Origin of the sequence: Dactylosporangium sp. NPDC000555 (genome assembly GCF_040300025.1) — a bacterium.
GTDB lineage: Bacteria > Actinomycetota > Actinomycetes > Mycobacteriales > Micromonosporaceae > Dactylosporangium.
Window position 1 is genome coordinate 27,224 of record NZ_JBEPDB010000051.1, and the last position, 26,381, is coordinate 53,604.

At 67.9% G+C, this 26,381-nt stretch carries 25 protein-coding genes, 1 tRNA gene and 2 pseudogenes; 19 read left to right on the plus strand and 9 right to left on the minus strand.

Annotation, left to right across the window (positions count from 1 at the left end; all coding sequences use genetic code 11):
• Positions 1-193: 193 nt before the first annotated feature.
• A complete protein-coding gene (locus ABT297_RS26935) occupies positions 194-538 on the plus strand; it encodes a hypothetical protein (RefSeq protein ID WP_350554514.1) in 345 nt (114 codons plus the stop codon).
• A 581-nt stretch (positions 539-1,119) separates the two neighbouring features.
• On the opposite strand, the gene ABT297_RS26940 is transcribed toward ABT297_RS26935, so the two are convergent.
• Genes ABT297_RS26940 through ABT297_RS26950 form a run of 3 tightly spaced genes read right to left on the minus strand, consistent with a single transcriptional unit; the run spans position 1,120 to position 3,493 of the window.
• A complete protein-coding gene (locus ABT297_RS26940) occupies positions 1,120-2,571 on the minus strand; it encodes a HEAT repeat domain-containing protein (RefSeq protein ID WP_350554517.1) in 1,452 nt (483 codons plus the stop codon).
• Positions 2,571-3,254, minus strand: a complete 684-nt coding sequence (locus tag ABT297_RS26945; protein WP_350554519.1) for a PDDEXK family nuclease — start codon at positions 3,252-3,254, stop codon at positions 2,571-2,573. Before ABT297_RS26945 ends, ABT297_RS26940 begins: the two co-directional genes overlap by 1 nt.
• A complete protein-coding gene (locus ABT297_RS26950) occupies positions 3,251-3,493 on the minus strand; it encodes a helix-turn-helix domain-containing protein (protein ID WP_350554521.1) in 243 nt (80 codons plus the stop codon). Before ABT297_RS26950 ends, ABT297_RS26945 begins: the two co-directional genes overlap by 4 nt.
• 63 nt (positions 3,494-3,556) lie before the next feature.
• On the opposite strand from ABT297_RS26950, the gene ABT297_RS26955 reads away from it, so the two are divergent.
• On the plus strand, positions 3,557-5,293 hold the full coding sequence (locus tag ABT297_RS26955) for a DNA methyltransferase (RefSeq protein WP_350554524.1): 1,737 nt from the start codon (positions 3,557-3,559) through the stop codon (positions 5,291-5,293).
• Between the two features lie 315 nt (positions 5,294-5,608).
• On the opposite strand, the pseudogene ABT297_RS26960 reads toward ABT297_RS26955, so the two are convergent.
• Positions 5,609-5,943 (minus strand): annotated as a pseudogene (locus tag ABT297_RS26960) (transposase); the annotation flags it as partial.
• A 350-nt stretch (positions 5,944-6,293) separates the two neighbouring features.
• Between ABT297_RS26960 and ABT297_RS26965 the strand changes: the two are divergent.
• The 9 genes and pseudogenes from ABT297_RS26965 to ABT297_RS27005 form a co-directional block, all read left to right on the plus strand.
• A complete protein-coding gene (locus tag ABT297_RS26965) occupies positions 6,294-7,700 on the plus strand; it encodes a helix-turn-helix domain-containing protein (RefSeq protein WP_350554526.1) in 1,407 nt (468 codons plus the stop codon).
• A gap of 5 nt (positions 7,701-7,705) precedes the next feature.
• A complete protein-coding gene (locus ABT297_RS26970; protein WP_350554528.1) occupies positions 7,706-8,638 on the plus strand; it encodes an NAD-dependent epimerase/dehydratase family protein in 933 nt (310 codons plus the stop codon).
• Between the two features lie 452 nt (positions 8,639-9,090).
• Entirely contained in the window at positions 9,091-9,276 is a 186-nt protein-coding gene (locus ABT297_RS26975; RefSeq protein ID WP_350554530.1) for a hypothetical protein, read from the plus strand.
• 284 nt (positions 9,277-9,560) lie between these two features.
• Positions 9,561-10,289, plus strand: coding sequence for a GntR family transcriptional regulator (locus tag ABT297_RS26980; RefSeq protein ID WP_350554532.1), 729 nt, complete (start codon positions 9,561-9,563; stop codon positions 10,287-10,289).
• Between the two features lie 195 nt (positions 10,290-10,484).
• Positions 10,485-10,922, plus strand: a complete 438-nt coding sequence (locus ABT297_RS26985; RefSeq protein ID WP_350554534.1) for a hypothetical protein — start codon at positions 10,485-10,487, stop codon at positions 10,920-10,922.
• Between the two features lie 82 nt (positions 10,923-11,004).
• Positions 11,005-11,169, plus strand: a complete 165-nt coding sequence (locus ABT297_RS26990; RefSeq protein WP_350554536.1) for a hypothetical protein — start codon at positions 11,005-11,007, stop codon at positions 11,167-11,169.
• Positions 11,166-11,567, plus strand: coding sequence for a hypothetical protein (locus tag ABT297_RS26995; protein WP_350554538.1), 402 nt, complete (start codon positions 11,166-11,168; stop codon positions 11,565-11,567). The genes ABT297_RS26990 and ABT297_RS26995 overlap by 4 nt, the downstream gene beginning before the upstream one ends.
• Positions 11,567-12,991, plus strand: coding sequence for an FtsK/SpoIIIE domain-containing protein (locus tag ABT297_RS27000; RefSeq protein ID WP_350554540.1), 1,425 nt, complete (start codon positions 11,567-11,569; stop codon positions 12,989-12,991). The genes ABT297_RS26995 and ABT297_RS27000 overlap by 1 nt, the downstream gene beginning before the upstream one ends.
• Positions 12,988-13,236, plus strand: a pseudogene (locus ABT297_RS27005) (DUF2637 domain-containing protein); the annotation flags it as partial. The gene ABT297_RS27000 and the pseudogene ABT297_RS27005, both read left to right, overlap by 4 nt.
• Positions 13,237-13,354: 118 nt before the next feature.
• Here the strand turns inward: ABT297_RS27005 and ltrA are convergent.
• Positions 13,355-14,815, minus strand: a complete 1,461-nt coding sequence (gene ltrA / locus ABT297_RS27010; RefSeq protein WP_350554542.1) for a group II intron reverse transcriptase/maturase — start codon at positions 14,813-14,815, stop codon at positions 13,355-13,357.
• A gap of 612 nt (positions 14,816-15,427) precedes the next feature.
• Here ltrA and ABT297_RS43220 point away from each other — a divergent pair.
• Genes ABT297_RS43220 through ABT297_RS27030 form a run of 4 tightly spaced genes read left to right on the plus strand, consistent with a single transcriptional unit; the run spans position 15,428 to position 18,742 of the window.
• Entirely contained in the window at positions 15,428-15,694 is a 267-nt protein-coding gene (locus tag ABT297_RS43220) for a DUF2637 domain-containing protein (protein WP_502885649.1), read from the plus strand.
• Positions 15,691-17,427, plus strand: coding sequence for a replication initiator (locus ABT297_RS27020; protein WP_350554544.1), 1,737 nt, complete (start codon positions 15,691-15,693; stop codon positions 17,425-17,427). The genes ABT297_RS43220 and ABT297_RS27020 overlap by 4 nt, the downstream gene beginning before the upstream one ends.
• Complete coding sequence (locus ABT297_RS27025) at positions 17,424-17,606, plus strand: helix-turn-helix domain-containing protein (protein ID WP_502885650.1); 183 nt, start codon at positions 17,424-17,426, stop codon at positions 17,604-17,606. The genes ABT297_RS27020 and ABT297_RS27025 overlap by 4 nt, the downstream gene beginning before the upstream one ends.
• A complete protein-coding gene (locus ABT297_RS27030; protein ID WP_350554546.1) occupies positions 17,603-18,742 on the plus strand; it encodes a tyrosine-type recombinase/integrase in 1,140 nt (379 codons plus the stop codon). The genes ABT297_RS27025 and ABT297_RS27030 overlap by 4 nt, the downstream gene beginning before the upstream one ends.
• Before the next feature lie 42 nt (positions 18,743-18,784).
• Here the strand turns inward: ABT297_RS27030 and ABT297_RS27035 are convergent.
• A tRNA-Arg gene (locus ABT297_RS27035) sits at positions 18,785-18,860 on the minus strand.
• A gap of 161 nt (positions 18,861-19,021) precedes the next feature.
• Positions 19,022-19,813 (minus strand): single-stranded DNA-binding protein, encoded by a 792-nt coding sequence (locus ABT297_RS27040; RefSeq protein ID WP_350554548.1) that lies wholly within the window; start codon positions 19,811-19,813, stop codon positions 19,022-19,024.
• Between the two features lie 800 nt (positions 19,814-20,613).
• Here ABT297_RS27040 and ABT297_RS27045 point away from each other — a divergent pair.
• A complete protein-coding gene (locus ABT297_RS27045; protein WP_350554550.1) occupies positions 20,614-20,871 on the plus strand; it encodes a hypothetical protein in 258 nt (85 codons plus the stop codon).
• Between the two features lie 116 nt (positions 20,872-20,987).
• Here the strand turns inward: ABT297_RS27045 and ABT297_RS27050 are convergent, their stop codons facing one another.
• Positions 20,988-21,536: a DUF1444 domain-containing protein gene (locus ABT297_RS27050; RefSeq protein WP_350554552.1), complete on the minus strand. Its 549-nt coding sequence runs from the start codon at positions 21,534-21,536 to the stop codon at positions 20,988-20,990.
• 188 nt (positions 21,537-21,724) lie between these two features.
• Positions 21,725-22,693, minus strand: coding sequence for a cobalamin biosynthesis protein (locus ABT297_RS27055; protein WP_350554554.1), 969 nt, complete (start codon positions 22,691-22,693; stop codon positions 21,725-21,727).
• Positions 22,694-22,824: 131 nt separating this feature from the next.
• Here ABT297_RS27055 and ABT297_RS27060 point away from each other — a divergent pair, with 131 nt between their 5' ends.
• The 3 genes from ABT297_RS27060 (at position 22,825) to ABT297_RS27070 (ending at position 26,281) form a co-directional block, all read left to right on the plus strand.
• Positions 22,825-24,363 (plus strand): cobyric acid synthase, encoded by a 1,539-nt coding sequence (locus ABT297_RS27060; RefSeq protein ID WP_350554556.1) that lies wholly within the window; start codon positions 22,825-22,827, stop codon positions 24,361-24,363.
• A gap of 170 nt (positions 24,364-24,533) precedes the next feature.
• Positions 24,534-25,208, plus strand: coding sequence for a uridine kinase family protein (locus tag ABT297_RS27065; protein ID WP_350554558.1), 675 nt, complete (start codon positions 24,534-24,536; stop codon positions 25,206-25,208).
• Positions 25,205-26,281, plus strand: a complete 1,077-nt coding sequence (locus tag ABT297_RS27070; RefSeq protein WP_350554560.1) for a M48 family metallopeptidase — start codon at positions 25,205-25,207, stop codon at positions 26,279-26,281. The genes ABT297_RS27065 and ABT297_RS27070 overlap by 4 nt, the downstream gene beginning before the upstream one ends.
• The last annotated feature ends 100 nt before the right edge of the window (positions 26,282-26,381 follow it).

Consider the following 26,381-nt stretch of genomic DNA (forward strand, 5'->3'; position numbering starts at 1 on the left):
TGCCGTGGCTTTCGCAGGCGGTTGGATGCCACCCGTAGAGCAGATGACCAGCCGTGCCCGTCACCGTGTCGCACAGACCGTTCTTGTAATGCACGCAGGCCGGCGGACACAAGAACTCTGGTATGCGCGGATTGAGGAGCCGCCGGGCAGTCCGGAGTTCAGACTCGTGGCGCAGGCAAGGGCGGATAGGGATATGGCCACTGAACTTGCCACCCAGATGATCGCTGGCCGATCTGACGAGGTTCACGCAAGCGCGCTCAGCGCCCAGGCATACAGGTCCGAGCAGGCGCGGGCGGCGATCTGGGTTGGGTCCCTTGTCGAAGCTACCAACCAGGTCATCGCGTGTGTGGGTGATGTCTACTGGGACGCGGTGGACGTCCTCGCAGATCGGATCGCACGAGATGGAACGGTAGGTTGGCGGCAGGCAGTGTCGCTGCTGCGTCGCTCGCTTGGCACGCACCGGCTTGCGGTGGATCGCGACTTCCTCTCGCAACTGGGCATCGCTGAGTTGGCGCCGACGTCACCGAGAACGGACTAGCCGCCGCGCCGGCCGATGCCGGCGCTTGCGCCGCCAGCAGGCCGAGCGCGAGCGGCCATACCTGGTCGCTGCCCGAAGCGGGGGCCTCTCGACAGGCCTGGTCACCACACGCGAGGGGCAACCACGCGGATCGAGGGCAAGCCGGCGCAGCCGGCGCGGCAGCCGATCGCCCCAGACACCGACGGTGGCCGCCCCGTCGGCGATCGTCCCGCCGCAGGGCCCGGCGCCGCCGCGCAGCGGCGGCCTTGATTCACTACAGCCAGATTCGGCAGTGGGCCAGCGCCAGTTAGCGTCAAATCGGCCCTGTAACTTCCGAGTAGCGGTGGTGAGGTGGGTAGCAGCCGGATGCGAGGTGAGCCAGTCTGTCTCGGTCTCATGGATGCTCGTTCGGTGCGGCTGGCTGCTGTACGTCGCTGCTGTACAGCAGCCAGCCGTGGTATGCGTCTACGCGTTACGAGTCGGGCAGTGACCACTTTGGTTGGCATGGTCCTGGTCCTCACAAACCCACAACTGCTGCTGGCGGTCGTCCTGGTGGTCGGGACGGTAGCGCTGCTGTGGTGGGGTGTGGTCGCCTCCTGCCGTCACGGTAGTACGGGCTCGGGCGACCGCAGCGATTGACCAGCAAGGAACTGGAGCTCGGTCAAGTTGGTCGGCTCGTTGTGGGTATCACGCAGGTTTCGGCGCCAGAGCGCATCAAGCGCAGCCTGATCTTCGGCAGAGAGTTGGCTGGCTCTTTGGCTGATGAAAGCAGGATCGATCTGGCCGAGCGACTGGATCGCCCATTCGTGACTACGGTCGTCAGACAGAGCTGCGGTCAACTCCGCGACAGATTTCGATCGCGCCAATAGCGCGGCCGCGAGTGGGGCTCGGTCCACGTCCCTCAACGCCGCAACGAGGTCTGGAAGATCGGCCCGGGTCGGCGCCCCGAGGCTTGCCTGGGCGTGCCGACGGACCTTTTCACTCTCGTCGAAGGCGAACAACCAGCAGTAGCCAAAGTGATCGTGCCATGCAGCGCCAAGTCCCCAGACGGATGCCGCCCGGATCTCGTCCGAACGATCAATGCCTTTAGCAATCTGAAGAAGGGATTTGGTTGCGGCTTGCAACCCAACGAGTTCAGACAGCAGGAGCACGCGTTCCATCTGCATTGCACTATCGCCGTCGCCGTCATCCAAGTCTGCGAGCCGGCCAACAGCTTGCGGATCGCCAAGTCGTGCAAGAGCGCCGAGCGCTTCGACGCGTAGCCGCGTGTCTCGCTCGTCGTCATCGGCGATAGCGCGAACGGCGTCGACCAGATCCTCGGCCTTCAGGATGCCTGCCGCTTTGACTGCTGCGAAAACTTCGATCTCGTCGTTACTGGCGATGACTTCACCGAGATTCCACGTGGAGCCAGAGCAGTTCAGATTGGTTGCCGGAGCCACGGTCGAACCGAGCACTGTGCCTTCTTCAACCTGATCGCCAACCTGAACCAGCGGCTGATCGCCCGGACGCCCAAGGGTGCTCGCTTTCGCGCCGGGGGACTGGATCGTCACCTTGCCAGCCTGGACGCGGGTCACGACGCCAGCGCGCTTCGCGACCGTAATCGGCCAGTAGACATCCCTTTCGGAGCCGTCTGCAGCGCTCTTCAGCTGGCCTTGTTTTGGCGTTACTCGGTTCATGGATGCTGTCGTAAAGTACAGCGGACTAGCGATTGCCAGCGGTAAGTTATTGCTGTCGACCGTTACGGGCAGGAACGCAAAGACGTCGTCTGGCCGCATGCCGTCGCTCCAGCCGCGACCTGCCTGCTTACTGTCACTGAGCTTGACCTCAAGCTTGGACTTGGCTTTCGCCTCGAACCGACGTCCGCATGAAACACAAAGCAAATCGGCCATTCGGAGCCGCTTGACCTTGGTTGTCCAGATCTTGTTAGCCATGGCATAGCGCTCTAGCTCGATGATGTGGTGGCCACGCCGAGTGAGATCATCAGCGACACGTTTAGCGCCGAGCGCTCCCATCGTGATGAACCGAGCGAACTTGCTGTCCTCTTTGAGCCCCACTATAAGTGGCCAACTGGGTTCGAGCGGCCGATTTTGGGCCAGACCTGGACGCCGTGAAGCGCGATCCACTTGAGCGGAATCTTCGGATTGTTCAGGTGATTGGGCGCACCGCCGACCGGCTGGCCTTGCAATGCAAGCTTCTTCTCCCATTCAGCGAAATAGCGCTCCAACTTCGCGGGTGGGATTTCGTAGATTACCTCTGGGTGCGACTGATCGAACACGGCGACGATCCAGAGGAACGTGGCGCGATAGCGGTCGATATTGGCCTGGGTCAAGGTGTGCTCGGTCGTGATCGAAAGGCTTGTCTTGCGTATGCCCGCAGAGCTGACACGAGCAACCGTCTTCATCTCGTAGCGCCGGCCTTCCGCGTCCTCGGCGTCGTCACCTTCCCGATCGAGCTTGCGCAGGTTGAACAGGCTGAGCATGAGGAGCTCCTTGTACCCACCGTCATCGAAGACGTTGTGGATACCTCGGAGAGTCGCCGCGGCTTGAATCTCGGCGCCTTGGGCGAGTAGGTGCTCGATGTTGCCGGTCGGCTCAAGCACAGGCAGATGCGCCCCGTCGGGCGAGACTCGCTGGCCGAAGTCCGGCGCCGGAATTGGACCCAACCCGACGTCATCGCGGAGATGGCGGAGCGCCTCCTCGTCGAAGAGCGTCCCACCGTGGTCGTCGAAGAGCGTCACGGCGTCTCCTCCGTGAACAGCTCAGACGCCGGAACGCCAAGCGCCGCAGCAATCGCCAAGATGTTGTCCAATCCCACGTTGCGTTGCCCGCGCTCCAAGCTCGACACGTAGGTCCGGTGGACGCCCGCCAACTCGGCCAACTCTTCTTGCGAGAGTTGGCGCGCCTGGCGGAGACTCCGGACACGTTGGCCGAAACTGAGATGCTGGGCACGCAGCTCGTCGTCGTTCCGTTCGGGCATGATGGCGAGGACGTTAGGAGGGCGCAGACTATGGGGCTACAGACTATGAGTAACATTCACCGAGTGCCCGAGGAGCTCAGCGTCGGCCGAGGCGATCCCGCCTACATGGCCCACGCCTACCTGACCAAGGTGCCGGTGCCCGCGATAGAGCCGTTCATCGCTGCCTACTCACCCTCTGGCGGCACCGTCGTTGACCCGTTCGCGGGATCAGGCATGACCGGGGTCGCCGCCGCCATGATGGGCCGCAAGGCTCGCCTCTTCGACATCAGCGTGCTTGGTCAGCACATCGGCCAGAACTTCGTGAACCTGGTGGACCCGGAGCAGTTCACGAAGCATGCCGAAGAGGTCGTCCGCGCAACCCGGGCAGAACTCGGTGACGTCTATGCCGTCGATTGCGCCTTCTGCGGCCGTGACGGCACCCTCGCGAAGACTGTCTGGTCCGTCGTTGTGGAGTGCCCCGGATGCAAGGAGCCGGTGAACTACTACCGCTCGATGGAGGCAGCGGGATGGCGCAAAGCTGACATGGTTTGCGGCAACTGCCATGCCCCCGTTAGTAGTCGCAACCGGCGCATCGGCGAGGAGCCGGTGCTCGACTCCATCAGTTCGCAATGCTCGACCACTCAGCTCGATCAGGCGCCCGCCATTAGCTCGATCAGTATTGACCTGAAGAAGATCGACTACCCGAGGGTCGAAATCACGCCCGATCGCCAGATGTACAAAGCATCAGCTCTTGGCAAGAGCGGCATGACGACGATCGCCTCCTTTTACTCAGATCGCAACCTTGCCGTCCTTGCCACGCTGCACAAGTACATCAAGAACGTCGATGATGTCGCGATCCGCAATAAGCTTCTGTTCGCCTTCACTGCGTGCCTTACCCGCGCATCAAAACGCTACCAGTGGTCTCGGCAGCGACCGCTCAATGCGGCCAACGCCAACTACTACGTTGCGGCTGTCTTCTACGAGTGGAACGTCTATGAGCTCTTCTTTCGCAAGATCACGGCCGTCCTGAAGTCGGATATCTACGTTCGGACAGCTCGTAAGGGTCATGTTGAACGCTCGCAGGTCAGTAATCCCGACGTCACGTACAACATTGGAAGTGCGGACCGTATCGCCCTTGACGACGACAGCGTCGACTACGTCTTCACCGACCCACCCTTCGGTTCCAATCTTTTCTATGCGGACATGGCGCTGTTTCAGGAGGCATGGCTCGACGGCTTCACTGATGTCGACCAGGAAGCCGTCATCGACCGCAGCAAAGAGGGCAAGCGGACGGCGGAACGATACGAAACGTTGCTGACCAGCGCGCTCCGCGAGTGCAACCGCATCCTGCGGCCAGGTGGTCACGTCAGCATGGTGTTCGGGAATTCGTCGGGCAGCGTGTGGGCACTGATCCAACGTTCGATCGCGAATGCTGGACTCATGATCGAGCCGGACAAGCTCGTCGTCCTCAACAAGGGCCAACGCTCGGTCAAGGGGCTGGCGTCAGGCTTCGAGGACGTCGCAACTCTTGATTTGATCATCACCATGCGCGAGGCCGACGGCGAGGTGCCGACGACACTCAAGGCGGTTGACCGGGTGACTGTGGCCGCGACGATTCAGGAACTGGCCAATGTCAGCCCGGCCACGCCAAGCCATCTCTACCTAGAGCTCTTACGGACAGGCATTCGCGAAGGCTGGGAGCTCGACAAGCTCGACCTACGCGACGTCACCACAGCCCTGATTGCGGACGGCTGGGACATCGACTCAAAGACTGGACGGCTTAGCAAAGGTGACGCAGGCGAAGATAACGGGCTTTGGTGAATTTCTTTTCGTCGCGCTGCCCGTGCCCCCTTGCCTCACCACGTTAGAAGCGACAAGGTCAGACCGGCAGCTTCGAAGGCGCTCGTGACCGACGCGACGTCCGGCAGATTTGCCGATGGCGAGGAGTTAACGCGGTTGGTTTGGTTGACACGTACGTGTCATGTAGCGGCTAGCCTCGGTCTTTCGTTAAGTGTTGATCAAATCCGTGAGCGTCCGGTTGATCTTTGTTGGGCGGGTGACTGATGTCCGGGCATGGTGGCGGACCGGCCCGTGGCCGGGTTCCTCCAGGGGTGTTCGGCGGGGCGGGTGTCGGGTTCAGCCGACCGGTTGGGGTATCGCGGTGAGCCGGTCGAACGCGGTGGCGAGGTGGGCGGCCCAGGGCCAGTGTTCGGCGATGCGCAGCCGGGTTCGTCGGGCGGTGCGGGTGATCCGGGCGGCGACGTGCAGGAGCCGGTAGCGCAGCTTCTTGGGTTCGGCGGTGGCGAGGTCACCGTCCAGGAGCAGCATCTGGGTCCGGCGAGCAGGTCGATGGCGGTGAGGGCGAGTTGGAGCCAGGCGGCGTTGATGGTGAAGACGCGGGATGGGAACCGGCCGAAGCCGGTGTCCTTGCCGCATCTGATGTGCTCCTCGACGTGGGCGTGGCCGCGGTGGCCGAAGCGGCAGGGCGCGAATCGCCCCCGTGGCGCCACGGTGCGCCGCGTCAGCGGCGTCTTGAACGACGTACGGAAGGTTCTCACCACATGCAGACACATTGACCTCGTTGAAGCGCCAACATCGTGACAGGATTGGTCAGATCGGGTGAGCGGCGCATCGTCAAGGAGATCCCGTGGTTGCCATTTCTGCCGTTTGCGATCGGTGTGGTGCTCGGCTGAGCCGCTATAACACCGGTCCTCGGTGCAGTGCCTGCGCCCGAGCGTCGGCTGATGAGCGGTCACGCGACTCTGAGCAGCCGTGGTTGTGGGTAAGCGAGCGGCGGTCGGCACCTCCGGATGGTTCCAATGTGGGGACATTGCTGAAGGCGTGGCGGGCGGCTGAGTCAGTTTCTCAGGCGGCCCTCGCTGAGCGGCTGAGCTGGACGCAGTCCTATGTGAGCCAGATTGAGAGTGGTCGAGCGAAGCTACGTTCGATGGATCAGCTCTGGCTTGTGCATCGCGTGCTTGGGATTCCTCGTGAGGAGTTGGGGCTGCTTCCCGATCGGTCGGCGGATGGTGTTCGTGGTCAAGGGTCGGCGTTGGGGCGGATTGCGGCTGACGATGGTCCTGAGGTCGGATCGAGTCAGCGGCGTTGGCGGATGGTACGTCAGTACCTGGATCAGCACCGGCGAGCGTTGAGCGACGCTGCCGCAGACCTCTACACCGACGCGGTTCGCGTGGCCGGTAGTGCGCTGATCTCCGTCCCTCGGTGGCTGCTGGAAGAGCCTCGCCGGTTTGAGGACGTCGCGCTGGCGTGGGTTCCGGAGGTGCCTGCGCCGGTCGTCGTTGGGACGGAACCGGAGTCGAGTGGGACCAGGCCGTTGGGTGCGGGCGGTGAGCAGTACGAGCGGTATTCGCGTGCCATGCGTGACCTGGCTCGCCCTGGCTTGTTCGAGAACCGTCCCGGTTATCGGCTGCTGGATGTGGACTGGTCGCGCGCTGATTCGCAGATGGCGTTCGGGTACACGTCCTACTTCGAGTCCGTGATCGACGTGTCGACCGCGCTCGCGCACGAGTACGCGGCTGCCTCCCTGGCGGCCGGCGGGTCCGTCGACATGGAGGCGCTGCCCTTCCGGACGCTGGTTGGCAACCCGTTCGACCTCGGTTGGCGGGCGCTGCTGCCGTCGATCAACACCCTGACGATCCGGAATGCTCCAGAAGGTGCCTCGTTTCTGCTGCACTATCGCGACCCGGCGGCGGTGGCGACCGCGTCGAGTCAGTACCACGTCATGCCGGCCGGCGTCTTCCAGCCGTCGAGCATCGCGCCCTGGCATCAGGCCAACGACTTCAACCCGTGGCGGTCGTCCATGCGGGAGTTCGCCGAGGAGTTCCTGAACGTCGAGGAGGCGGACGGCAGCGGCTCTTCTCCGTTGGACTACGCGAACACTCAGCCGTACCGGGCGATGGAGGAGGCTCGGCAGGCTGGCCAGTTCACGATGTGGTGCTTTGGCGTCGGCTTGGACCCGCTCACGCTGTGCGGAGAGATCCTGTCTGTGGCGGTCATCGACGCTGACGTCTTCGACCGGATTTTTGCCGGCCTGGTGCTGACCAATCAGGAGGGCAGCGTGGTCACGGCTGATCCGGCCAACCCTGCGACGGGGATTCCGTTCACCGAAGAGCACGTGCGCAAGCTGCTTGATGATGAGCCGCTTGCGGGGCCAGCGGCTGCGTGCCTGTCCCTCGCGTGGCGGCATCGGTCGCTTCTGATGAGATAGGGCCTATGCGGGTACTGGTGACGGGCGCGTCAGGGTATGTCGGTTGGGCCGTCGTGCATGAGTTGCGCGAGCGTGGCCACCAGGTGGTGGCCCTGGTGCACGAGTCGGCGGCGCGATTCCCGGAGGACGTTGAGATCCGGACGGGGAGCTTGCAGTCGGAAGGATCGCTGCGCTCTGCGGTTGAGGGAGTGGACGGTGTGGTCCATCTCGCCGCTCGTAGTACGGTGCGGGATTCCGTGGCGTATCCGACCCGGACGTGGCGGACGAATGTCGCCGGCACGATCGACCTGCTTGATGCGCTTGGCGTGGCGGCGGAGCGGTCCGGCGCTCCGGGCCGGTTGGTGTTCCTCTCGACAGGTTCGGTGTACGGAACTCCGGAGCGGCAGCCGATCAGCGAGTCGGCTCCGTTGTCGCCGCTGAATCCGTACGGCGCGTCGAAGGTTGCCGCGGAGCAGGTCATCGGTTGGCAGGTGGCGACCGGCGCGCTCGGTGCGGTCACGCTGCGGCTGTTCAGCGCGGCGGGTGCGTACGCCGGCCGTGGCGACCAGGACCTGTCGCGGATCATCCCGAAGGCAACGGCGGTGGCGGCCGGTACTGAGCCGAACGTCTCGATCAACGGCGACGGCAGCGCCATTCGCGACTTCGTCCACGTCGCGGATATCGCCGACGCGGTTGCGCTCGCCCTGGACGCCACCGAAGCCGGCGAGCATCGGGCATTCAACGTTGGGGCGGTGCCGGCGAGCGTCGCCGACATCATCGCGGCCACAGAGCGGGTCACCGGTCGGGCGGTGGCGGTTGAGCATCGGCCGGCGTTCGCCGGTGAGGCCAGGGAACTGCGAGCGGACACGACGAAAATTCGTGCCGAGCTGGGTTGGACGCCGAAGCGGGCGACGCTGGACGAACTCGTTGCCGATCAATGGGCGGCGATGCAGCGCTGAGCTGCACTATTACCAACGTTAATTACCGGGTCGCCCTCAATGCCGGTTTGATCGATGTATGACGACACTCGCGGCGTTGTCGGACTGCATTTCGTGCGAGGGACGCGGCTGGAAGCTGGTGAAACACGCTCGCGTGCCGGTGACCGCTGATCAGACGGGGTGCGGCGTGCGACGCCCCTGCCTGGACTGCGCCGGTGCGCAGCGGGTGGATGGTCGACGCCGCTCGACCGACGCGTGATGTGGCGCGGGTGTCGTCAGGCAATGGGGCGCCGGGACGGCTGTCGGGTCAGCGGCTCGCGAGCTGAGCCGCCCGTCTCGGTTCCCATCCAGACGGCGGCGAGGGGCGCGACATGAACCGAGATCAGGACGGCATGGCACCGGACTGCACGGTCCGATTCGACGATCGGAGCGGATGCGGCGTCAACGTGGTACGGAACGAGAACGGCGGTCGCGTGCTGATCGCCGTGACGTTCGTGAGCAGGTTCGGACGGTATGAGGCGCACGATCTGACGGTGGCCCAGGTCGAGCAGCTCCGCGCCGCGCTGGATGCCGTGATCCGGGTTGAGCCGGCGGAAGAGGTCGAGGGACCGCGATACATGGTGGCTCAGGCAAGTCCTCGAATGGACGTAGCGGCGTGACGGTGTTGCAGCCGGGCGACGACGAGTTGCACTACCCGGACCCGGACGGCACGCACCGATGGATGTACCCACATGGCGACGGCACACCGGCGGCTCGGGATGTGTGGTCGACGCGAGTGCGTGAGCACTTGGCGGCACATCTGTCAGCGATCGAGTCGAACCGGGCCAGCCTCAATGATGTTGCGGACGGATCAGCCGTTGGTGGGCCTGGCTCGACAGGCTGAGCATTGAGGTCATAGCCTGAGGGTAAGACAAGTTGTCGTGTTGTAGCTGGGGTGGCGTCGGTGCCGATCGAGAGTGTTCTGCCCAAGTACGCGCTGATCGTGAACACGATCCAGGCGCGCATTGAGGACGGGACCTACCCGCCGGGATCGACGCTGCCCAGCGAAACGGCGCTCATCAAAGAGTTCCATGTGTCCAGGCCAACCGTGGTCCGCTCGTTGGAGATGTTGCGTCAACAGGGCTGGATCGACGCCCACCACGGACGCGGCCGGACTGTGCGATCCCGCAGGCCGCAGGAGAAGCAACGGGCATCGGATGGCCCGTACCCGCTCTTGGATGGCGTCGAACAGACCGACGTGCGGGTGTTGAGCGCCGGGCCGGTGCCGGCACCGCCACGAGCCGCCGCGCTACTCCACATCGACATCGGGGACGTCGTCATCGCCCGTCGACGCCTCGTCGTCGCGGAGGCCATCGGCCCGGTGGAGCTGAGCACGGCCTATGTACCCGAGGCGCTGGCCGCCGGCACGGTGGTCGGCGACCCGGCACCCTTGCGTGAAGGGCTGCTGACCCACCTCGCCCGACGCAAGGACGTCACGTTCGATCACGTGGTCGAGCGAATCTCTGCACGGCTCCCCACCGCCGAAGAGATGGAGCTGCTGCAGATCGGCGAGCGAGACAGCCTGCTCACCTCGGCGCTCGCGGTCTGCGACAGGGCGGGACAGCCCCTGATCGCGCTGGACATCCTGCTCCCCGGAACCCGCCACGAGCTCGAGGACGTCTTCTCGCTCTAGCCGGCCCGACTACGCGCGGCTGATCTCGGCCCTCTCGCCACCATCGCCACTCGGGAAGCGACCTATCCCGACTTGCATCGACATGTGATCTGAACCACATCCGATCAACTCGATAAGTCGAGTTATCCATGGGCTACACTCGATTCACTCGACAAGACGAGTAGTCCAATCTCGATGATCGACGGAGGTCACCCCGTGGTTCCCAACTCGGTGCGGTACCCGGTGCCGTTCCACTACGCCTTCCCCGCCGGGGCGTTGTTCCTCGGCGTGGACAAGCAGGCCGACTTTGACAAGCTCCGCAGTGAGGACAACCAGGCGCGCGATGAGCACGGCGTGCGCATCTGGGTGGTGACGGTGATGGACCAGGACCCTGAGGCGGCGAAGTTCGGCCGGTCGCCGCAGGTGAAGGTGAAGATCGCGGCGCCGCATCAGCCGGTACCGCCGGAGCCGCTTCAGGTGGCCGGGATGTCGATCACGCCGGTCGCGTTCACCAACCTCATGGTCACCCCGTACAACGACAGCTCGCTGTGCAAGGGCGACCGGCAGCCGCACCGCTGCCGCGCCCGGCTCGCCTGGTCCTACCGCGCCTCGGGCATGGTCGCCCCCGGCGAACTCGGCGTCACCGCGGCCTGACCGCGCTTGCGCGGGGCGGGCCTTCCTCCGGGCAAGAGACCTGCCCGCCCCGCCTTCCCAACCCCTCAAGGAGAAGGCTGGAATGCCCAAACTAGTCGACGCTGCCCGCCTCACGTCGCCCGACGGCGCGGTGTGGCGTACCTGCTCCGCCTGCCAGACCCTGACCCCGCTCCCGCCCGCCGTCCAGCGCTGCGACGCCTGCCGCCTCGGCCCGGCCCCGACCATCCCGGGCGGTGAGGCGCGATGAGGACCCACCGCCGTACCGTCGCCGCGCTCGCCGCCACCGGCGTCAACGCCGCCCGGGAGCTGTACCAGACCGTTCCCTCCGACACCGTCCGAGTCGCCGCGCTGGTCGAGATCTCGGCCGCTGCCGCCGCGCTCGCCCGGACCGTCGTCAAGCTGCGCCACCTCGACCCGGACCTCATCGCCCCGCACGTCTCCGACCGCACCGACCTGCGCGCCGTGCTCGGGCGCGGGCAGTGGCTGCCGACGATGGTCCGCCACGTCCCCGCTCCGACCGCCAGCCCGGTCGACCTCGACGCCCTGGTCTCAACCGCCGTCCCGGCGCGTTCAATCCGCCGGCGGATCGCTCGCCGCAAGACCGGCGCGCAGCTGGCCCTCTTCGCGGACGGCGGTGAGCACTGATGCCACTCGTGAACGTGATCCGAGGTGAGCGGATCGAACCCGCGCCGTTCAACGTCCGCACCCCGTACCTCAAGGTCCCGCTCTGGCTCGTCCTGGCGCTGTGGACCTTCCGCGGGCTGTGCCGGTTGGCCGTGGTCTACGTCCGCTTCTGGTACGTCACGCTCCCGCTGACCGCCCTGACCGCGCTCTACCTCCGGTTCGGGTGGTGGGGTCCGGGGCTCGCGCTGGGCGTTCCGGCGGCGGCTGTCGGGCTCTGGGCGGCCCTGGACTGGCGCTCCTGCCAGCGGTGGGCGTGGTGGCCGACGCTCGCTCGGTGGCGGCGCTTCCGGTACCGCCGGATCTGGCAGCCGGCCATGGCGACCGCCGGCCTGTCGGTCACCTTCGACAGCCACACGATCCTGCCCGTCCTCAAGAAGGTCTGCGTCAACGGCGGCACCGACGTCCTGACCGTGCGCATGGTCACCGGCCAGATCCCGGACGACTTCGCCAAGGTCTCCGAACGCCTCACCCACACCTTCGCCGCGCTCAACTGCCGCGTCACACCAGGCACCCGGCCCGACCTGGTGGTGCTCACCATGCGCCGCGGCGACCCGCTGACCACACTGGTCGAGCCGCTGCCCGTCACCCACGTCCCCGACTTCAGCGCCCTGCCGATCGGTCTGCGGGAGGATGGCAGCGTCTTCGAGCTGCGCCTGTACGGCACACAGATCCTCGTCGTCGGCGCCACCGGCGCCGGCAAGGGCTCGGTCGTCTGGTCCATCGTCCGCGCCCTGGCCGGCGGCATCTCAGCCGGCCTCGTCCAGCTCTGGGCGTTCGATCCCAAGGGCGGCATGGAACTCGGCGCCGGGGAGCGGCTGTTCGCCAAGTTCGCCTGCACCGACTTCAAGGCCATGGCCGACCTCCTCGAACTGGCCCTCAAGACCGCGCAGGACCGGGCCGCGCGGCTGCGGGGCCGCACCCGCCAGCACGTCGCCAGCGTCACCGACCCGCTCATCGTGATCGTCATCGACGAACTGGCCGCGCTGACCGCGTACGTCACAGACCGCCAGACCAAGGACCGGATCAAGGCCGCGCTCGGGCTACTGCTCACCCAGGGCCGCGCGGTCGGCGTCCACATCATCGGCTGCCTCCAGGACCCCCGCAAAGAGGTCCTGCCGTTCCGGAACCTGTTCCCGACCCGGATCGGGCTGCGCCTCGCCGAAGAGCCGGAGGTCGACCTGGTCCTCGGCGACGGCATGCGCGACCGCGGCGCCCTCTGCGACCGCATCCCGATGTCCCTACCCGGCGTCGGCTTCGTCGTCCTCGACGGCGACCCCACCCCGGCCCGCGTCCGCTTCTCCTACCTCACCGACGACGACATCACCGACCTCGCCGACACCTACTCCTTCAACGGCGCCCGCGTCGTGGACGGAGAGTGGGCATGACCACGACACAACTCCTGCGGATCCGCTGGGCCGTCCGCGCCACCCTCCTCCTCGGCGTGGCCGCCTCGGTCGCCGCGAACATCCTGCACGCCAACGGCAACCCCATCTCCCAGACCATCGCCGCCTGGCCACCCCTGGCGCTACTGCTCACCGTCGAGCTGGTCTCCCGGGTACCAGTCCACCGGCAAAGCCTCGCAGTCCTGCGCGTGGCGGCCACAGTCGCCATCTCGGGCATCGCGGCCTGGTGGGGTCGGGTCAGGCGCGGTGCCGTCCTTTCGGTACGGTCGTTTCCCTGACCCGCCCGCCCGAACCGGACGTGCACGTCTCCGCGCATCCGGCTCTCCACGAGCACACGCCGATGAGTTACGCGGCGGCCAGTGCTGCCATTCGATGCCATCGGTCCCACGGTGTGGGGATCTTCGCCCCGCGGTAGCGGTAGCGCACGATCGCTATCTGTTGCGGGTCGAACAAGACGATTCCCTCATGCGTCGGTTTCCAGCCAGGCAGGTATCGACGGATCAGATGCTTCCACGCCACCCGCTTGTGGCGTTTCCGCAGCCAGATCAGCACCCGTCGCCACGCGAAGCGCGACAGATAGCTGAACGTGGCTTTGGACACGCCATGGCGGAAGTAGTTGCACCAGCCGCGCAAGATCGCGTTGAGCTTGCGCAGGAGATCGGACAGATGGGTGTGTGCTGTTCTCGCGGTCGTCGCCCGTACCTTGTCCACGATCGAGGCCAACGCCTTCTTCGCCGGATAGGTGTAGACGTACCGCTTGTTCGTTCCTCGTTGCTTGCGGCGCTGGATGCGCCAGCCGAGGAAGTCGAACCCCTCGTCGAGGTGGACAACCTGCGTTTTCGGTCCGGACAGGGCAAGTCCGATCCGGGCCAGTACCTGCGCGACCTGTTCCCGCAATGCCTCGGCGTGCACGCGCTCACCGGCGACCATGACGACGAAATCGTCGGCATAACGCACCAGCCGCCAGTTCGCTTTGCCGTTGCGTCTGCGGGTCTGGCGTCGCGCGTGGCTGCCCATCTCGTGTTGCCAGGTCTCGGCGAAGAAATCGTCGAGTTCCGACAACGCGATGTTGGCCAGCAGCGGCGACAGGATGCCGCCTTGCGGCGTGCCGGCCCTGGATTCCTCGAACCCGACGTGGGCGCGCAGCACCCCCGCGGTGAGGAACGCCTTCACCAGATGCAGGACCCGCCGGTCTGCGACACGGCGACGCACCCGGTCCATCAGGGCCGTGTGGTCGATCCGGTCGAAACACGCCTCGATGTCGGCCTCCAGCACCCAGCCGTAGCCCTTGGTGCCGAAGAACTGAATCTCCGCGACGGCGTCCTGCGCCCGACGGTTCGGGCGGAAGCCATACGAGCACGGGCGGAACCCGGCCTCGAAGATAGGCTCCAGGACCAGTTTCAGGGCGGCCTGGACCACCCTGTCCCGGACGGTCGGGATGCCCAGACGCCGCAGCTTGCCGTTCGTCTTCGGGATCATCCGTTCCCGCACGGGCACGGGAGTGAACGCACCGGCTTTCACCGCGGCGCGTATCTCGGCCAGAAACGGTTCCTGACCGCGCACCGCCTGGATGTAGTGGACGGTCAGCCCGTCTACCCCGGCGGTCCGTGCTCCTTTGTTCGTGCGCACCCGTTCCCACGCGACCATCAGGAACGCGGGATCGGTGACGAGATTGAACAGATCATCGAACCGGCGGGCACCATCAGCGCTCGCCCATCGGTGCAGCTTCGCCTGGATCTCCAGTACCCGCCGTTCCGCCTGGCCATATGTTTCCGGCCACACGGTCGACGGCGCGCCGATATTCACCGGCGGCCTCCTGTCATTCCAGTCTCTCGGCTGCGTACTCGCTGTCGCCCTTCGCCCTGTGACCGGCTTTCCCGGCCTCCGACTACTACGGCGACTCCGCCCCCACCCGAAACCGTTGGCAGACGGTGTGCCTGCCCCGCTCCGACCTGGCCGGTCGGGTACTGGGGCGGTTGCGGGCAGGTTCCCACGTTCACCACACGATCGATCGTCGGGTTAGGTGCCCAGTTCTGCCCCTGCGGCCTCGCCACGGCTACGCCGCAGACCTTCACCGTGGCCTCCCGACCGGCCGAAACCTTGCCGACCCGGGAGTTGCCCCCAGCCTCACCAACCGGGGCACACGCGCCGCTACCCAGCCCATATCCGCCAGATTTGAGCTGGTGCCGAGTCTTGAGAGGCTTTACACACTGGTTCCTCACGTACACCTTCCCGTCTCGCTTGCCGGGCCCAGGCCGTCTGGCAGTGCCAGCCAGTCCCGGCGTTGTCAGGGCTGCTTCCCACCCACACCCGGCACCTCCCGGGGCAGGCTGCCCTCAGCTTCACCGTCCTGCTGCGACAGAACGGCGGTGGCGGTCTCACACCTCCACTCGATCCTGCGGCGCCTCGTGGCGCACGGTGTCGTACTGGCACATGGCCGGCGTCGCGGCCCGCTACGGCGAGACCGGCGCCAGCCCCTACCTGCTGCCGTTCTCCGTCGATGGCCTGATCGTGGTCGCCTCGATCTGCCTGGTCGAACTCGGCGGACGCATCCGCGCCGACGGCAACGTCGCGTCGACTCCGGTCGAACCACCGCCGGCTGAGCCGGCACCGCAACCGGTGAGGGTGCCGACACTGCCGCCAGCCACGCTCGTCCGGCCGACCGTCAACGGGGCCGCCCGATGACCAACGCGCCAACGCTGCCCGGCCTGGAACCGGCCCCACCGGCCGACAAGCCGCGGCCGGGCAGCCGCCTCGCCCGGCTCCTCACCCCGAGCGCCGTCGACGCGCTCAAGACCATGGCTGAAGACCACGGCGTATGCACCCGTCCGGTCCTGCTGCGCCGCACCGACCTCGCCACCGGACAGACCGAGGTCATCGACCTGCCCTGCGGTGCCACCCGCGAAGACAAGTGCAAGCCCTGCGCAAAGCGGGCGCGTCGACTGCGCCAGCAGCAGTGCCGGGAGGGCTGGCACCGCACCGATGAGCCGCTGCCCGACCCGCACGACCCCACCGACGAGCAATGGGCGCTGATCCGGCTCCGCGCGCACTTCGTCTTCGACCGCAACCGCGCCGAACAACTCGCGGAGTGGGACCAGGTCGCCGAGCTCGACGCCGCGATCGGCGAAGTCGACCAGGCCATCACCGAATCGGGCATGCGTGGCCAACTCACCCCGGTCGGCAACCCTGACTCGGACAGCGACCAGGCCGACGAGCAACCGGCGAAGCGGCGCGTACGGTCGACCCGGCGCCGGCAGGACGCTCCGGACCTGCCCCGGCTCAAGGTTGCCCCGACCACGGTCGGCCGGACCTTCGACGGCCGCGACGGGCGCGTGTTCCAGCCCTCGACCTTCCTGACGCTCACCCTCGACAGCTACGGCCGGGTGCGAGAGGACGGCACACCGGTCAACCCGGCGACCTACGACTACCGCCGCGCCGCCTGGGATGCCGTCCACTTCCCGGCCCTGCTCGACCGGTTCTGGCAGAACCTCCGCCGCGCCTGCGGACGCAACATTCAGTACTTCGGCGCGGTCGAACCGCAGCGCCGTCTGGCGCCGCATGCCCACTTCGCTATGCGCGGCACGGTCTCGCGCGAACTCCTCCGCAAGGTCGCGGCGGCCACCTACCACCAGGTCTGGTGGCCACCGGTCGACGCCATCCGCTACCCGGACCACAATGCGCCGATCTGGGAGCCGGAGACCAAGCAGTACCTCGACCCGCAGACGCGCGAGCCGCTGTCGACGTGGGATGAGGCGCTGGACCAGGTCGACGCCGACCCCGACACCGAACCGCTCCACGTCGCCCGGTTCGGCCCGCAGCTCCATGCAGAGGGCGTCCTCGGCGGCACGCCACAGGCGGACAAGCTCATCGGCTACCTCACCAAGTACCTGACCAAGTCCGTCGACACCTGCCACAAGCTGACCACCGACCGGCAGACCGCCCACCTCGAGCGCTTCTGGGCCGAACTGCGGTACACCCCCTGCTCACCTCGCTGCGCCAACTGGCTGCGCTACGGCGTCCAGCCGAAGAACGCCCGGCCGAACCAGTCCGCCGGCCGCTGCAAGGCGAAGGTCCACCAGCGGACCACCCTCGGCATGGGCGGCCGGCGCGTGCTCGTCTCCCGCCAGTGGTCCGGCAAGACCCTCGCTGACCACAAGTACGACAACCGCGCCTGGGTCAAGGCGCTGCTCGGCATCACCGAACCGCACGACCAGGTCCCGACCGTCGATAGCCGACCGGGACAGCCGGCGCCGTTCGCGTGGGAGATGGCCCGCAACGACGACCCGGACGTACCGCCGCTGCAACACCGGCTCCTGAGAGCCATCTCGGCGCGCATTCAGCAACGCGCGCAACTCAGCGCGGCGAAGGAGCAACGACGAACCACCAGCAACGAGTCAACGGGGAAGGAAGCGGCTTGATCATCCGCAAGAGTGTGCGGCCCGCCGAAGCGGCACGACTGCTCGGCGTCTCCCGCGACACGGTGTACGTCCTGATGCGCAGCGGTCGGCTGCGGTCGGTGAAGCTCGATCGCGCCCGGCTGATCCCGCTCGCCGCGATCGAGGAACTCCTTTCGGCAAGTGGAGAGGAAGCCGCATGACCGAGAAGCGACGGCGCTCGCAGGGCGAAGGGTCGATCTTCAAGTATCGCGACGGGTATGCGGCGATCCTCGACCTCGGCTGGGTGCAGGGGAAGCGCACGCGCAAGTGGGTGTACGGCAAGACCGAGCGCCAGGTCGCGGGCAAGCTCAACGACCTGCGGCGGCGGCACGAGCGCGGGGAGAACCTGGCGGCCGGGCCAAAGGCGTTCGGTGACTGGCTGGACGAGTGGATGCAGCTCAAGGAGCACGACGGCACCCGGCCGACGACACTCCACGGGTACCGGAAGATCATCGAGAATCACGTCCGGCCGGCCCTCGGCAAGGTCAAGCTCGACAAGTTGACTCCGACGCTGATCCGCCGGCTGCTCGCCGACAAGACAGAGGCCGGTCTTTCGGCAACCTCGGTGCGGCACGTGCACGGACTGATCCGCAACGCCCTCGGCGACGCCGAGCGGGAGGAGTTGGTGCACCGGAACGTGGCGAAGATCGTCCGGCCACCCTCGATGCACCAGGTCGAGCGCCGGGCGCTGACCGTGGAAGAGGCGAAACGCCTGCTGGCTGTGCTGAAGGGCCATCGGCTCGAAGCGCTGTACGTCTGCGCGCTGACCGTCGGCCTACGCCGCGGGGAGCTGCTCGGGCTGCGCTGGGCGGATGTCGACTTCGACGCCGGCACGCTGACCGTTCGGCAAACGCTGCTGCGGACGAACGGCCGGCTGGAGTTCTCGGCACCGAAGACCGGCCGGTCGCGACGTACCGTGCCGGTGCCGTCACCCACGCTGAAGCTGCTCAAGAAGCACCGCAAGGCGCAGAAGGCGGCACGGAAGGCGGCGGGGGAGGGGTGGCAGGATCACGATTTGGTCTTCCCGGCCCGCCTCGGGACGCCGATGGAGCCGGACAACCTCGACCGGTCCTGGCACCAGCTGCGGGCGGCGGGCGGCCTCGACTGGCTCCGGCTGCACGACCTGCGCCACGCCTGCGCGACGTTCCTCCTGGTGTCCGGCGCCTCGCCTCGGACGGTGATGAAGGTCCTCGGGCACAGCCAGATCGGGTTGACCATGAACACGTACGCGCATGTCCTGCCCGAGATCGAGCGGACGGCCGTGGATGACGCCGCCCAGCGCCTATTCGGTGCTTAGGCTGTACGGCTGGCTGTACGGCCGCCTGAGCAGTGCTGAAAGTGGTGCGCCCGGTAGGACTCGAACCTACGACCTTGGGATTAGAAGTCCCCTGCTCTATCCACTGAGCTACGAGCGCATGTCGTCGCACAGGCTACCGCCATCCCGGGCCGGATTGGTTGCGGGGAGCCGGATTGCCGTGGCTCAAGGACAGCACGTCGCGCGGTCGGTGGGCAACCGGGTTGGCGGCGGGCGGCCGGCGGACGGGGAAAATCCGCGCGGCCGGCCCGCCGCCGGTCCTCAGACGCCCGCGGGTATGCGGCTGCGCGGCCTCCTCCGGCTGCGCGGCGCGGTGCCGGTCCCGGTCACGACGCCGGCCTCCTCCGCGGTGTCCGAGGAGTCCCCGGTCTCCTCCTCGACCTCCTCGATCTCGTCCTCGGTTGACTCGTCCGAGTCGTCGGACTCACCGGCGGCCAGTGCCTCCAGCTCGGCGGCGAGGTCCTCGTCCGAGCGCTCGAAGGGGGCCGCGGCCTCGTCCGAGTCCAGGGAGGCCAGGACCTCCTCGGCGAACGGGTCGTGCTCCTCGACGATCGTCACGAACCCGCCGAGCTCCTCGTCGTACGCCCGGCGCCGCGGCAGGCCGTTGATCTCGTCCGCCGGGCCGGTCGGGGCCCCGCCGATGCGGGCTTCGGCGAGCTGGTCGTCGATGGCGGTGGTCAGCGTGTGCGCCTTGATCCGGGCAAACTTCGCCCGGCCCCGGGACAGGTCGTGGCCGACCGAGTGCGCGTCCAGCTCGTAACTGACCCGCCGCACATGGTCCTCGGTTTCCCAGTCCCGGCTGTACAGCCGCCCGGTGACGATCACCGGATCGCCGACCTGCACGCTGCGGGCGACGTTTTCGGCCAGCTGGCGCCAGCAGTTCACCCGCACCCGCAGGCTGTCGCCGTCGATCCACCGCCCGTCGGCGCGGTCGAACCGACGCGAGGTGGAGGCCACCTTGAAGTGCGTCACGAGCGACTGGCTGTCCACGAGCCGCCGGCAGTCCGGCGCGTTCAGAACGTTGCCAACGATGGTGACCATGGTCTCAAACACGGTCTTTCTCCCTCCGCTGTTGGGCTTTGTCGGATGCAGCTTGCGCGAAACCGGGGCCGTCCCGCCGGGCGAGAGGGCCGAACCTGTGGATAACCGACCGCTTGTGGACGGGGTCGCGCCGCGGCCGGTGATCTGTTATGAACCCCTGCCCCACCTGCGGCGACGCGAGACCGCTCGAACGGGAGATCCGGGCCGCGGTACCGAAAAATTCCGAGCTACCGCGATGTCCGCCGTCGTCCGGACCGTAACTCCCGTGGCCTCACCGCCCGCGTGTAGTCGCGCTCCGCCTGACGGCCGGGCGCCCGCCGACCGGAAGGCTGGACGGCTGACCGGAGCGGGTGATCGGAACCGCGGTGGATTGTGCCGATCGGTGGCGTCGCCCGTTTGGCGGTGGTGGCTGCGGCGCGGGACGCGCGTGCGAGACCCGTTCGCGTAGCTGCTCGCCGCGAGCGGGTCTCCGACCCCAACCTCGCCTACCGCACGGGCGCGGACCCGTTCGCACGGTTGCTGGGGGCGCTGGAGTGGGTCTCGAGCCCGGCAGCCAGAAACGCTGACCGCCTGCGCCAACGTCGCCCACTGGACCCGAGCGGCCTGACGCGTCCGCCGCTGCTGATCTCACCGAAGCCGTTGCGGCTGTCCACAGTGGACGCAATGCTCGGCGCCCGCCTCAACCTTCGAGCGCGACGCCTTGCCGCCGAGCCGAGGCCGCCTTCACCGCCGGTCTCCCCAGCCCGGTTCGCGCGGGGTGTCACCGGTCTTGGCGTCGCTCGCGTCGAGGTGGGCCACGTAGGGTTGGCTTCATGGACGAGCGGCGCCTCGAGGACACCCGTAACGCGATCGGCGTGCTGACGCTGCTGTTTCAGGCGCCGCAGGACGCGCAGACGCGCAGCGGATATCTGCAGCAGATCATCGGCGACGAGGACACTGTCGCCGATGTCGGGCGCGCGTTCACCGGCATGACCAACCTGGCCGCTCTCATCCTGCTCGACCACGTACGCGCCACCGGCGAGCCGGCCGCCGACGTGCTGCGCCGCATCGCCGCCGAGCTCGTCGCCTAGTCGAACGCGACCCCGCCGGCCGGCACACGGACGCCATTCCACGGCCACCCCCGCCGGCACCAGCGGTGCCTGCCGACGCCACCGCTGCTCCGCCGATCCCGCCCTCGCCGGCGACCTCAGCGAGCGGCCTGTGGTGCCCGCGCCTGATTGGTCACGAACGGTTCCCAGACCCCTCGCCGCCGAACGAGCAGTTTCCGCGACAGCAGATGCCGATCCCCGGCGAAGAACACTCGATCCACGGCCCGCCGAACCTTGTCCAGCCCCGGCGGCGAGTGCGACCCGGTGACGATGACAACGTCCCGCGCGGGCACCCCGACGACGAGCTCTCCCGGCACGGAGCGTTCGAGGCTCGCCCATAGACCTTCCGCAAGCAATAGGCTGGAGGCAATACCTTCGAAATTGAGCATGAGTGCCGGCGGCTGGCCATGTACGCCAACGGCACCAAGTCGCGCATCGAGGTTATGTGCGGCCTGTCGACGCAGCATGCGGCGGGGAAGCTCCATGCGTTGCAGGTCGGCCCACGTCACAAGCCGCTGACCGAACGGCGGGCCGTAGCTGTAGCCGACCCCCAGCCCGCCCATGAACTCATCGAGCACAGGCGAATGCACATCGTCGCGATGAACGTCACGAAGTGATGCGAGAACGGGGAGGAGCGCGATCTGCACGACTGAAAAACTAAGACTGTGACGGATGCGAGACAAGCACTTGTTTTTGCGCCATCCGCTTGCTATGTACGGCCTCCGTCTGCGCTCTTCTGCGCCTCTTGCCCCTATCTTCACCTCCTCGGCTCTCCGGCTGATGGTTCGGCTGGAACGCGGCCGTCGGGCCGGTCCGTGGCGGCCGGGCGGCGTAGTCAGGGTTTTCGCCGGCGGCGGTGTGCGAAGCCCAGGCGCGCGGCCACGGCCAAGGCGACTGCCGCCGTGCCCACCGCGACGGTGAGGGTGGCGGCTCGGCGCACGTCGGCCGGGGTCGGGGGTGATCCGTCGCCGAGGTGCGGGCGCTCCTCGACCCGCGAGCCGTAGACGTTACGGCCCCCGAGCCGCACGCCCAGTGCGCCGGCCGCGGCGGACTCACACTGGCCCGAGTTGGGGCTCGGGTGGTGGGAGCCGTCGCGGAGCCAGACGCGCAGGGCTCGGGACGGGCTGCCACCGACCAGCGGGGCCGTCGCGACCGTGAGCGCCGCCGTGAGGCGGGACGGGGCGAGGTTCGCCACGTCGTCGAGGCGGGCGCTGGCGGTGCCGAATCGCGCGTACCGCTGCGATTTGTGCCCCACCATCGCGTCTAGCGTGTTGATGGCGCGGTATCCCACGATGCCGGGCACGCCGGCCACCGCACCCCAGAACAGTGGTGCGACCACCGCGTCGGAGGTGTTCTCGGCCAGCGACTCCACGCTCGCGCGAGCCAGCTCCGGGACGTCCAGCGCGGCGGGATCGCGGCCACACAGGTTCGGTAGCTGTTCGCGGGCAGCCGGCAGGTCGTCCGCGGTGAGTCGGTCGGCCATGACCCGGCCTTCGCGTGCCAGGCTGCTGCCGCCGAGCGCGGACCAGGTCGCCGCGGCCATCAATGCTGCACGGGCTAGGGGCCGATGCCGGGTGAGTCGTGCGCCGACGGCCGCGGCCGCGACCGGCACGCCCACGGCGACGGCGGCGAATCGGGCCCCGGCCCAGCGGTCGTCGGCGTAGAGCCGCTCCTCGAGCGCGCCGGCGAACCGGCCGAAGCCGGCGACCGGATGCCATCGGCGCGGGTCACCGAAGACCGCGTCGAGCACCGCGCCCAGCACGATTCCGACGGCATCCGCTCGCGAGCCAGCCAAATGTTTCATGGCTGCGAACGTACCGGTGCACCCTGACAGTTTTGGCGACCGGTCGCCGGGAGATCGCGGTTCGTGTTCACTCAATCACCAAGGGTTGTCGGGTTAAATTCCTGTCGTACCGCCGAGTCAGAATGGGCGGCGTGGAAGGCAAGGGTGGTCTGCTCGTCGCGGGAACCACGTCGGACGCGGGCAAGAGTCTGCTGACGGCGGGGATCTGCCGGTGGCTGCATCGGCAGGGTGTGAACGTCGCGCCGTTCAAGGCGCAGAACATGTCCAACAACTCGGCCGTGGCGATCGAGCCCGACGGCACCGGCGGCGAGATCGGGCGCGCGCAGGCGCTCCAAGCGGTCGCCTGTGGCCTGGCGCCCAGCGTGCGGTTCAACCCGGTGCTGCTCAAGCCCGGCTCCGACCGGCGCAGCCAGGTCATCGTGCTGGGGCAGGCCGTAGGGCACATCGGCGCCGCGAACTACGCCGAGATCAAGGACCGGCTGCGGTCCACGGTGCTCGAGACGCTCGACGACCTGCGGCAACGTCACGACGTAGTGATCTGCGAGGGCGCGGGTAGCCCGGCGGAGATCAACCTGCGGGCCATGGACCTGGCCAACATGGGGCTCGCCCGGGCCGCTGACCTGCCCGCCATCGTGGTTGGCGACATCGATCGAGGCGGGGTCTTCGCGGCGCTGTTCGGCACGGTCGCGCTGCTCGACGCCGAGGATCAGGCCCTGATCGCGGGGTTTGTCATCAACAAGTTCCGGGGCGACGCCGGGCTGCTGCGGCCCGGGGTGGAGTCGCTGACGCGGCTCACCGGGCGGCCGACGCTCGGGGTGCTGCCGTGGTCCCACGACCTGTGGCTGGATGCGGAGGACTCGCTCGCCTACGACGGGCGGGTGCTCGGCCGGCCCGCACCGGCTCGCGGAACCCAGTGGCTGCGCGTCGCCGTGATCCGGTTACCGCGCCTGTCCAATGCGACGGACGCGGAGGCGCTGGCGTGCGAGCCCGGCGTACAGGTGCGGTTGACGGTCGAGCCGGCGGACCTGGCCGACGTCGACCTCGTGGTGGTGCCCGGTAGCAAGTCCACTGTGGACGATCTCACCTGGCTGCGTGAGCGGGGCCTGGCGGACGCGATCGTCCGGCATGCCAAGTCCGGGCGGCCGGTGCTCGGCATCTGCGGCGGGTTCCAGATGCTCGCCGAGCGCATCGACGACGAGGTGGAGAGCGGGCGTGGCACCGTCGCGGGGCTGGGCCTGCTCCCGGTCGACATCGCGTTCGCGCAGCGCAAGACCCTGGCCCTGCCGACGGGGACGGCATTCGACGGGATACCTGTCCGGGGGTACGAGATCCATCACGGCCAGGTGAGCCGAGGCGCGGAACGGCCGCTCATCAGGCTGCCGGACGGCACCGGGGAGGGAGCGGTCGCGGGCAACGTGTTCGGGACGCACTGGCACGGCGCGTTCGAGTCCGACCGCTTCCGCCGCGCGTTTCTGACCGAGGTGGCGCGGCTGGCCGCTCGGCACGGGTTCGAGGTCGCGCCGGACGTGTCGTTCGCGGCGCTGCGGGAGCGAACAGTAGACGTGCTGGGCGACCTGGTCGAGGAGCATCTCGACACCGACGCGCTGTGGCGGCTGATCGAGGGCGGCGCGCCGAAGGGCCTGCCGACCATCACGGTGGGGACGCGATGAGGGCAGTCGGCCAGATCGGCGCGTGGCGGCGTGGTGCCGTCCGGACCGAGGCGGGCAGGTCGGTGCTGGGCGGTCGCCTGCGGAGGGTTCCGCGATGCGCTCGGCGGACCGGCACAGGTGGGACAAATCAGGCTGGGCACCCTGCGGGTGCGGGGGGAGAGCGAGGATCGGTGAAGGGGACATATCGCGAGCTTGCCGAGGTGGTTCTCGCGCGGCCGGCCCGGGTCGGGGCGGTTCGGCTGGTCGCGGTCGACGGGCGGGCGGGCTCCGGCAAGACCACGTTCGCCGGGCGGCTCGCGGGGGAGCTGCGGAAGAGCAGGCGAGTGACGGTGCTGCACACCGACGACTTCCTCGACGGGTGGTCGAAGATGCTGATCTGGTATCCCCGGCTGCGTGAATGGGTCGTCGAGCCGTTTCGCAGGGGCGAGGCGGGAGCCTACCGGCGGTACGACTGGGGGCTGGGGCGGCTTGTCGACGAATGGACGCCCATCGAGCCACCGGACGTGCTCGTGGTCGAGGGGGTGGGGAGCGCCTCGGCGGCGATGCGGCCCGACCTGACGCTCAGCGTGCTCGTCGACGCGCCGCGGGAGCTGCGGCTGCGGCGGGGCATCGAGCGTGACGGCGAGGCGCTGCGGCCGGAATGGGAGCGGTGGATGCTGGGCGAGGACGCGCACTTCGCCGATGACGCGACGCCGGCGGCCGTCGACGTGCTGGCGGATGGGGCTCCGGAAGCAGCACATGATCCGGAAATTGAGTACATCATCGGAACGACCGGGTGGACGACCGGCGCAACACTGGAGGACGATCCAGAGAGCAGGCTGGACGGGGAGGAGCAGAGCGGATGAGCACCGACGAGGCGCAGAGCGGGAATCCTCCGGCCCGGCGGAGGGTAGTGCTGACCGGGATCAGCTCGCGAGCCTGGGAGCATCCCGCCGATCGAGGGGCCCTGGTAGCGCTGCGGGAGCTGCGCGGGTTCGACGACGTGCTCAAGTCGCTCCACGCGCTGTGGAACGAGCGGGCGTGGCGGCTGCAGTTCCTGGGCAATGCGATTCGCGTCGATCACCGGCAGTATCCGCGGGTCCACCGGCTGCTGGCCGAGGCTGCGGCCTCGCTCGACGTGGCCGAGCTGCCCGAACTGTTCGTCCAGCAGGACCGGTCGATCAACGGAATGTGCATCGGCATGTCGAAGCCGTTCATCGTGGTGAACTCGGGAGCCGTCGAGCTGCTCGACGACGAGGAGCTGCGCTGCATGCTGGGGCACGAGCTCGGGCACCTGATCAGCGGGCATGCGGTGTATCGGACGATGGTCATGATCCTCACCGACTGGGCCGTGCGGCTGGCCTGGCTGCCGGTCGGGTCGATGGTGCTGAGGGCCATCGTCGCGGCGCTCATGGAGTGGTGGCGCAAGGCGGAGCTCTCCGCGGACCGTGCCGGGCTGCTGGCGTGTCAGGATCCGGCGGCGTCGCTGCGGCTGGCGATGAAGCTCGCCGGCGGCGGCGATCTGTCCGAGGTCGACACCACGGCGTTCCTGGAGCAGGCGGCCGAGTTCGACCGGGCCGGCGACCTGCGCGACAGCCTGATCAAGATTCGCATGGTGACGGCGCGCTCGCACCCGATGCCCGTCGCGCGGGCGGCCGAGGTGCGCGCCTGGATCGACAGCGGCGAGTATCAGCGCATTCTGTCCGGTGACTACCCGCGCCGCGACGACGACGGCAACGCTTCGGTGAGCGAGGAGATCAAGGCCGCCGCGGAGTCGTACCGTCAGGCGTTCAGCCGCTCGCAGGATCCGCTCGTGGCTCTGCTGCGCAAGCTCGGTGACGGCGCCGCGGACGTCGGCGGCTGGGTCGGCGCCGGCGCGGGCCGAATGCGCGGCTGGATGCGCGGCAACGGAACGGACAGCGGCCAGCCTGCGGGCTAGACAGGAGCCAGACGCCGGAGTCGACGAGCAGATAGGCGCAGCGGAGCCCACGGGCGGAACGGGCAGCCGCGGCGGAACCGTGGCGGCGGCCGGAGGTGGG

What these genes read in the sequence shown, in the direction of transcription:
- ABT297_RS26935 (WP_350554514.1), top strand. Translation starts at nt 194, where the DNA reads ATGGCCACTGAACTTGCCACCCAGATGATCGCTGGCCGATCTGACGAG.
- ABT297_RS26950 (WP_350554521.1), bottom strand. Translation starts at nt 3,493, where the DNA reads ATGCCCGAACGGAACGACGACGAGCTGCGTGCCCAGCATCTCAGTTTC.
- ABT297_RS26970 (WP_350554528.1), top strand. Translation starts at nt 7,706, where the DNA reads ATGCGGGTACTGGTGACGGGCGCGTCAGGGTATGTCGGTTGGGCCGTC.
- ABT297_RS26990 (WP_350554536.1), top strand. Translation starts at nt 11,005, where the DNA reads ATGCCCAAACTAGTCGACGCTGCCCGCCTCACGTCGCCCGACGGCGCG.
- ABT297_RS26995 (WP_350554538.1), top strand. Translation starts at nt 11,166, where the DNA reads ATGAGGACCCACCGCCGTACCGTCGCCGCGCTCGCCGCCACCGGCGTC.
- ABT297_RS27000 (WP_350554540.1), top strand. Translation starts at nt 11,567, where the DNA reads ATGCCACTCGTGAACGTGATCCGAGGTGAGCGGATCGAACCCGCGCCG.
- ABT297_RS27020 (WP_350554544.1), top strand. Translation starts at nt 15,691, where the DNA reads ATGACCAACGCGCCAACGCTGCCCGGCCTGGAACCGGCCCCACCGGCC.
- ABT297_RS27030 (WP_350554546.1), top strand. Translation starts at nt 17,603, where the DNA reads ATGACCGAGAAGCGACGGCGCTCGCAGGGCGAAGGGTCGATCTTCAAG.
- ABT297_RS27045 (WP_350554550.1), top strand. Translation starts at nt 20,614, where the DNA reads ATGGACGAGCGGCGCCTCGAGGACACCCGTAACGCGATCGGCGTGCTG.
- ABT297_RS27055 (WP_350554554.1), bottom strand. Translation starts at nt 22,693, where the DNA reads ATGAAACATTTGGCTGGCTCGCGAGCGGATGCCGTCGGAATCGTGCTG.
- ABT297_RS27070 (WP_350554560.1), top strand. Translation starts at nt 25,205, where the DNA reads ATGAGCACCGACGAGGCGCAGAGCGGGAATCCTCCGGCCCGGCGGAGG.